At 77.6% G+C, this 3,533-nt stretch carries 3 protein-coding genes; all 3 read right to left on the bottom strand.

The window, feature by feature from the left end; all coding sequences use genetic code 11:
* A partial coding sequence (locus ACFV0G_RS37230; RefSeq protein WP_380557595.1) for an AAA family ATPase occupies positions 1–273 on the bottom strand: 273 nt, incomplete at its 3' end.
* An 84-nt stretch (positions 274–357) separates the two neighbouring features.
* Positions 358–591: a hypothetical protein gene (locus ACFV0G_RS37225; RefSeq protein WP_380557592.1), complete on the bottom strand. Its 234-nt coding sequence runs from the start codon at positions 589–591 to the stop codon at positions 358–360.
* A 56-nt stretch (positions 592–647) separates the two neighbouring features.
* Positions 648–3,452 carry a type 2 lanthipeptide synthetase LanM family protein gene (locus ACFV0G_RS37220; RefSeq protein WP_380557589.1) on the bottom strand — a complete coding sequence of 935 codons (2,805 nt, stop codon included), beginning with the start codon at positions 3,450–3,452 and terminating at the stop codon, positions 648–650.
* Positions 3,453–3,533: the final 81 nt, after the last annotated feature.

Below are 3,533 nucleotides of genomic sequence, written 5' to 3'. Positions count from 1 at the left end.
GCCGCGCGGTCGGCGAGGGCGCGGTCGCGGGGCTGGGGGCGGGCGGCGCGGCGGGGGGGCGGGGGGGGGGGGGCGGCGCGGCGTGCCCGCGCCCCCCCCCCCCCCCACGGCAGCGTGCCGGGCGCACTCACCGGCCAGCCGGGACTTGCCGATCCCGGCCTCGCCCGAGACGAGCACCGCGCGACCACCGGTTGCCCGACAGTTCGTCAGAAAGCCTTCGAGTAACGATATTTCCCCGGCCCGGCCGACCGTGACGGATGATCTGGTAAACATGGCCGCAGGCTATGCGAGGCGATCCTGATCCGGTAAGGCCGGCCGCGCCCGCCCCGCCAGGTACGGCCGACCGGCCCCCGGGGCTCACCAGCCGGTGTTCCCGTCCCGGGAGGTCCAGGTCATGGTCTCGTACGGGGTGTGCGACAGTGCGAGGACCTCACCGCCGCCGGACAGCGCGGCCGCCCGCTGCCCGAGGGCACCGGCGGTCCACAGCCTGATCCCGCCGAGCGGGTGCTCCGCCTCCTCCTCCCGGGGCGGACGCGGTCGCTCCGCTGCGGGGACGGCGTCGAGCACGGGGACGGCATCGAGGGTCTGCATGGGTGGTTCCGTTCCTCTCCTCCGAGCGTCAGGGCCTTGGCGCCGCTGACGCACATTCAGGGTGTCGGTGCCTGCAGCAGCAGCACCGAGGGCGTCCGCTCCGGGAAGCCCAGTCTCAGCAGGCCGTGGCCGACGCCCGCCAGTCCGGTCAGCAGGCCGGGCGCGGCCAGGCCGCCCGGGGTGCCGCAGACGGGCCCGTGCCGTTCCAGCGCGGTCGCCAGCCGGTCGGCCCGCCGCTCCCGGACCGCCGTCGCGGCCGGGTCGGCAAGGCGGCCGAGGAGTTCGAGGACACCCGGCTCACCGTGGCAGGGGCTGTGGTCCGGCAGCGGACCGGGCCGGGCGCCGAGGCCGCGGACGGTCCGTGCCACCAGCTCCGCCAGCTGCGCATCGCCGGCCGCCGCCGGCCGGTCGGCCACCGCCAGCGCAACGCCGGCCCACCCGCGGCACCAGGCGCCGCCGGGCCGCCGTTCCCCGGACAGTCCGGCGACGGCCGCGCGCAGTGCGGCCAGCCCGGCCCGTTCGCACCCGGCGTCACCGGTGGCCGCCGCGAATCCGAGCAGCGCCCAGCCGACCCCGGCCGCGCCGGTGGCGAAGCCCGGCTCGTCCGGCAGGGGGCTCGCGGCGAGCCGGGCCGCGCACGCCCGGGCACCCTGCCGGGCCGCGGTCGAACCGGTCGCCCGGTGCACGGCGAGCAGCGCGGCGAGGCCGCCGGCCAGACCGTCCGCCAGCCCGGGGCCCGCCGCGGATTCGGCGGCCGCCGCGGTCAGCTCGGCCGCGGGACCGCTCAGCGCGGCCAGGGCGGGGTCGTCCAGGGCGGCGGCCGCCGCCGTGACCGCGTAGGCGATGCCGCCCAGCCCGGCGAAGCCGCCGGGACCGACGGCCGCCAGGTCCTGCGGCCGGGACGCGAGCCGCTCCAGCACCGAGGGCAGCGGCGCCAGCGCGCGGGTGGCCGCCTCCGCCCAGCGCTCCTCCCCGGTGAGGGCGGCGAGCTGGGCGAGGAACAGCGCCACCCCGGCATATCCACCGCCCAGGTCCGCACCGCACGGCCGGAGTTGCCAGTAACGGTCGGCGATGAGTTCGAGGCCGAGCCAGTTCGTCCGCCCGGGACCGCGGTGGCCCGAGGCGAGGAGGAGGCCGCCGATGCGGCGGGCGGCGTCGAGCAGGTGCTCGGGATCCGCGCCCGGCCCGCCCGGCCCTCCTGATCCGGCCCACCCGGCGGGCACCGACGGATGCAGACCCGCGGGTTCGTGGGCGGCGGCGGTCGACCGCGCGGCCATCGCCGCCCGGACGACCCACTGCTGCGCCGCGAGGTCCGGCTCGCCCATCGCCCGGAGCCGCTCGGCCACCCGGTCCAGCCCGGTCCGCTCCAGTGCGCCGGGAAGACGGGCCCCGTCGCTGCTCCACAGGTCCACCGAGCCCGGCCGGGTGGTGAACAGCGGCACGTCACCGTCCCACAACTGTGCCATCTCGTGCCCGAGTTCATCGGGATGACCCGGACCTGCCGACCAGTCCGTGCCCAGGACCGCGAACAGCGCAGCACGTTGCGCCGCGTCCCGCAGCACGTCCGGGTGGGTGGACTCGGCGAGCAGCGTCGCGTACGTCTGGGTGGGGCGCAGCACGACGCGTACCTCGGCCTCGGCGAAGCGGGCCAGCAGGCCCAGCGGGCCCAGGAGTTCGCGCCTTCCTTCGACGACCGCCCGGTAGCCCGCGCGGAAGCCGTCGAGCAGTTCCTCGGTGTACGAGGCGGGTTCGGCCGTGACGCCGCCGAGGACCGGCCGGTTCGCCGCTCCGACGAGCGTCTGCGGCCGGCGGACCAGCCGCATCCGGTCGGTACCGGTATCCGCCCACGTCACCGCATCGGTCGGCAGCGGGGCGCCCGGGTCGCCGCCCAGCCCGGAGGCGTCCACGGCCGCCGCGTCCCCGAGGAGCAGGTGCGGGAGCAGGCCCGTCCGGTGTACCGACGACTGCAGGGCCGCGGCTGCCGGGTCGTCCGCCCCGCGTGCCGCGGGCGGCGGATGGAACAGGGTCTCGACGTCGATGAGGACCGGCTCGTCCCCCCGAGCGATCAGGTTCTCGCAGTGCAGATCGGTGCCGTCCAGGGCGTACAGCAGGGCCAGCAGTGCCCCCTGACGCCGGTAGAAAGTCCCCAACCGACCTGTCCCGCAGGGCAGGTGGGCGATGTGTTCGACCCAGCCGTACGCGCCGCGGTCCAGCAGGGCCGCCGCCGGCAGGCGGGTCGTGCCGGGTCGTGCGTTGAACCAGTCGACGACCTCGTTGAAGTGCCGGTGGGCGCGGAGCGGCCGCGGTTTGTACACCACGTGGCTGCCGTCGGCGAACTGCAGCACGGCCACGCTGCGGCCCCGCCGGTGCCCGTCCCCGGCCCCGCTGTGCACGCCGACCAGGGCGCCCGGATCCGCTCCGCCCAGCAGTTCGGCGGTGATCTCCGCACGATCGGCGGCGAGGCGGTGGAGCAGCTCGGTCAGCGCCGCGGCCGCGTGCAGACAGGTCTGCCCCAGCAGACGCGCGAGCACGGGGTAGTCGGCGAACAGCGCGGCGAGGCCGGCCTGACGTGCCGTCATGACCACAAAGTGGCGGAACCGTTCGGACGGCGTGTCACCCGCGAGGGCGCCGCGCCTGCGCGCGGAGTCGAGTTCCAGCACCAGTGTCCGGGCGGACCGCCTGGCCAGGGTGGCGGTGAGCCGCCGGACGAACTCGGCCCGGACGGCGGCGAGATCGACCGTGCCGGCCCCGGTGTCGGCCGGGAGCAGTTCGGCGGCCGCCCGTGCGAACGGTGCCAGGACGGCCTCGAATCCCGCCAGTCCCGGGAGGTCGCCCGCGGGCGCGACGGGGGCCGGCGGCACCGCGGGGGGGGGCGCGCGGGGGGGTGGGGGGCGCGCACGGCGCGCGCGCGCCCCGGCGGCGCGCGCCGCCGAGGACGACAC

Source organism: Kitasatospora sp. NPDC059571 (assembly GCF_042735675.1).
Lineage (GTDB): Bacteria > Actinomycetota > Actinomycetes > Streptomycetales > Streptomycetaceae > Kitasatospora.
Note: the sequence above shows the minus strand (reverse complement) of the source record. Positions and strands in the feature narration are given on the sequence as shown.